Source organism: Lentilactobacillus sp., assembly GCF_040773105.1.
In the GTDB taxonomy this organism is placed as follows: Bacteria; Bacillota; Bacilli; order Lactobacillales; family Lactobacillaceae; genus Lentilactobacillus; species Lentilactobacillus parabuchneri.
Genome location: NZ_JAXGWW010000200.1, coordinates 1 through 3,892 on the forward strand (window position 1 = coordinate 1; position 3,892 = coordinate 3,892).

General features: G+C 44.4%; 3 protein-coding genes. All 3 read left to right on the top strand.

Features of this window, described 5'->3' with window-relative positions:
• The coding region (gene mobL / locus AB3112_RS09235) for a relaxase MobL (RefSeq protein ID WP_367334355.1) at nt 1-1,464 on the top strand (1,464 nt) is incomplete at its 5' end.
• A 243-nt stretch (nt 1,465-1,707) separates the two neighbouring features.
• Entirely contained in the window at nt 1,708-1,926 is a 219-nt protein-coding gene (locus AB3112_RS09240; RefSeq protein WP_367334356.1) for a hypothetical protein, read from the top strand.
• On the top strand, nt 1,919-3,892 hold a 1,974-nt coding region (locus tag AB3112_RS09245; protein WP_367334357.1), incomplete at its 3' end, for a toprim domain-containing protein. The genes AB3112_RS09240 and AB3112_RS09245, both read left to right, overlap by 8 nt.

Consider the following 3,892-nt stretch of genomic DNA (forward strand, 5'->3'; position numbering starts at 1 on the left):
CAATTTGATACCAACCACATTCATGTTCACTTGGGGCTGTCGGAATTACAGTCAACGCGCCGGAAAATTCAACGCGGGCCACATGCTGGTGAATACGCCGGTAAGCTTAATGGCGTTTCTATTCAGCGGTTTAAGTCAACGTTTACACGGCAGCTGATTCGTTTAGGTAACACACAAGAACAAGAACGAATCAGAAATTTACAAGTTCAGATTGCCAGTCATCGCAAAGACTTAATTAAAAAAATGTCGCCAGATGATCAGCTTCTACAGCAGATTTTCCTGAAGCTCCCAAGAGATAAACGGAAATGGTACGCTAGTCATGATCAAACACCTGCGATGCAAGCAGCAATTAAAGAAGCGCGAACTTATGTCCAACAGTATTTAATTCATGAGCCAGAATTTAAAACATTTCAGGCGGAACTGGTATGTGAGAGCCACTTGAATCGTCAGTTATATGGTCAGCAGGCTAAAGACACGGCACCAGGCAAGACTAAAAAATTAGAAGACCGGTTGATCAACGAATTGTTTAAAACCATTCGGCACGAGGATCGATTTCAGCTTTCGGTTAAAAGTCTGACGCAGCAAGTCACCCCCGAGTTAATGGCGGATAATCGACTTAAAATTAATGAATTACGGCGGCAGCTTGATCAGGAAAAGTTAACGGACACGCAACATCGGTTGTTAAAGCGAGAACTCATTACGCGTAAAGTGGGTTATAAATTACAGAATCGCAGTTTGAAGCTGGCAGGTATTCAATCTGAATCAGACCGCTTACAGGGTATGCTAGAAAAAGATTTGAACGCTAGTCCGAGTTTGACCACTGGTGATCGAGCCTTTCTGGCACAACAACAATTATTTTTAGCTGATTTTGAACACTGTTTAAAGACAAATAATGTGGGCGCAGAAGCATACGACGATCCGGTCAACTTACAAGTTGGGAAAGTCTCTGGTGCAACTTACGATCGATTGATGAAGCGCTTAGAAGTTGAGTTGAGGTCAGTTGATCAAGTTCATTCGCATAGTCTGTTAAAAGACGTGTATCAAGTTCCGTTGACGAAGCATCAAATTAAAAAGAGTCTGCGAGCTCAAATGAAGGTGCTCAAGCTAAAGCGGCAATTGAATCTACAAGCGGGATCAAAGCTAGACAAACGACCGCAGTATCAGCAATTAAATAAATTATCAGAACAAGCTAGCTCCACAATTCGAGCGTTTACGCAGCCAACGCGATCAGGAGAAATTCAGGAAGATCAGCTTAAACGACTACCGACCCGGACAATCCGGCATAAACTGCGAAGCCACTTGAGTGGGGAAATGAAAACCACTATTAGCGAATTACGACGAAGTAATGCGCAACTGGAAAGGACTGCGCAAGATGAACAACACTCGTTAGACCAGCGTTTAGAAGCCGAACGACAAGAAGACTACGAGCGTGAACAAGAACAAAATAGAGAAATGAGAAGATAAAAAAGCACTACAACCGCTTGAAACAAGCGTCTGTAGTGCTTTTTTATTGCCAATATTCTACTGGAGTATCAGTTTTGATTTAGAAGCTTAACGAGGAGAAAAGCTTTTAACATGTTTCATTATGCGCTTTTTTGGAGTTTTGGCTAAAAATTGTTTCTTTTTATTATTTTTTCCGACGTGCGCTTTCTCTTTTCTGACAGGGTTTCGTTTATTCTTTCTCACAAAGACTGAGGAGGTGGGCTAATGGCAACGAATTTGGAATCTAAGTTGGCAAAGCTACGGCGGGCTAACGCTGAATATCAAGCAGCAAAGAAAAAGCTGGCACAAGAAATTGGCTTGTATGCGATTGAAAAAATGGACATCGACTCTCTAAATGACTTCAAGCAAGTTATTGACTCGTTGATGACCAAACCGGAAGCAGCAACAAAGCCAACGGTGAAGGGTGATGACCCACATGTCTGAGATTCAAGACTATATGGATTGGGCGGGCATAACCTATGAAAAAAGTGGTCATTGGATTTGGCCGACTGATCGGGACTCTATGCGGGTGAATTTAAATAAAGATTACTTTAACCGTTTTTCCACGGGAGTGTGGGGCCATTTACCGGAGTTCATTGCCGAACACGATGATCTAACACCAACAGAGGCTAAAAAAAGATTAGCCGATTTTCAGCAAGCTAATCCACAAAGTCGCCGGGTTAATCGACCGGCGACAGTTGAGTCACAGCCGTTTGATTTGGCGGCACTCCACGCCGAAAAGCAATTGTCCACGAAGTGCCGGGACTACTTAGTTAAGACACGTAAAATTCCAGCAAAATTGGTGGATCAGTTAGTGAAACAGGGACAAATCATGGAAGATACCCAACACCATAACCTTGTTTTTCCCTGGTATCAGGGCGACAAAGTTGTTGGGGCTGATCTACAAGGCACAACCTATATGAAAGACGCACACCAGGGACGACACTATTTTAAAGGCATTGCGCGGCACAGTGCGCACGACTTCGGATGGACGCAAGTGGTGGGCGAGGGTACGCCAACCCGTGCGATAATTTGTGAGTCACCGATTGACGCCATGTCTTATAGCCGGCTATTTAATGCTCAAGAGCCGACTCTGATCGTGTCCTTGGGTGGAGTTGAGAAAACGGGAGTGTTTTCGAACATGATTGCGGAGCGGATTTACGCGCCGGGTGGTCAATTGAAAGAACTGGTGTTGGCTACTGATAACGATGATGCCGGCCGCCGATTCATTCAACAGTTTAAGGAAGCCGGCATTCAAGGTGATAACGGTCAGGTCAAAGTGAACGTCGCCATTCCCCACGAAAAAGATTGGAACGATGACTTGAAGGCCGATCAGAAGCTACAACAGTTGATTAGTCTCGATCATTTTTTTAATTCGGCATCTGAGACTAAGATTCAAGACGAACAACCTACGAAGCAGTCAACACCAGCAGACACACCGAAACCAGTAGCAAAAGATACTCCAAAAGAAAGCTATACGGATAGACGTCGAAAGGAAATTGCGCAATACTCCAAACAAGTGTTGGCAGCGGCGCGGAAGATGACGCGAACACCAGAAGATTTGCTAGAAATGACTGATTTCATGGCCCGATTTCCGCAGTATTCGTTTCATAATCAAGTGCTCATTAAGGGACAAAAAGCAGGGGCCTTGGCGGTCGCGGGATTCACGAAGTTTAAACAGATGGGGGCCAAGGTTCAAAAGGGCCAACATGGCATTAAGATCTTCGCCCCTAATATGGTCAAGCACGTTAAAATCAGTGATGACTGGGTACCATTGAATCAAGTGACCAGTGAACAAAAGCAAGCTGCCAACAAGCATCAGCTACCGACCAAGGAGTTGATTAAGGGGTATCGGCTAGTCACGGTTTTTGATGTTACCCAAACGACGATGAAAGCAGCTGATTATCCAAAGATTTATCCCAACCGACCTTATGAGTTTCCAAGCAATCCAGAAAACATTGCTGAACTGACCCAGGCGGTTGATGAATTTGCCCAAAGCCAAGGAGTTACGATTCAAGAACGGCCCCACTTGAACAGTAAATCAGTAGCGAAGGGCTACTATGTACCTGATGAAAAAGCAATTGTCATTCAGTCAGGCTTGCCAGACAGTGAAAAGCTGAAAGTTCGGCTGCACGAAATGGGCCATGCGTTGTTGGAACATCGAGCAGATAAGGTGAGTCGACCAATTGCTGAGCTACAAGCAGAACTCACTAGTGCAGTAGTTATGAAGCATTGTGGAATTAATGTGGAACGAGAGGCAGTTCCTTATATTAGCGCGTGGACAGATCACTTACAGAAACTTGATGAACGTCAATTCGGGCAACAGATGACCATTATCAATGACGTTAATCGGGCGTCACGAAAGATTATTGAAGGGATTGATCCCCGTTACCAGGAATTAGAAAAAAGC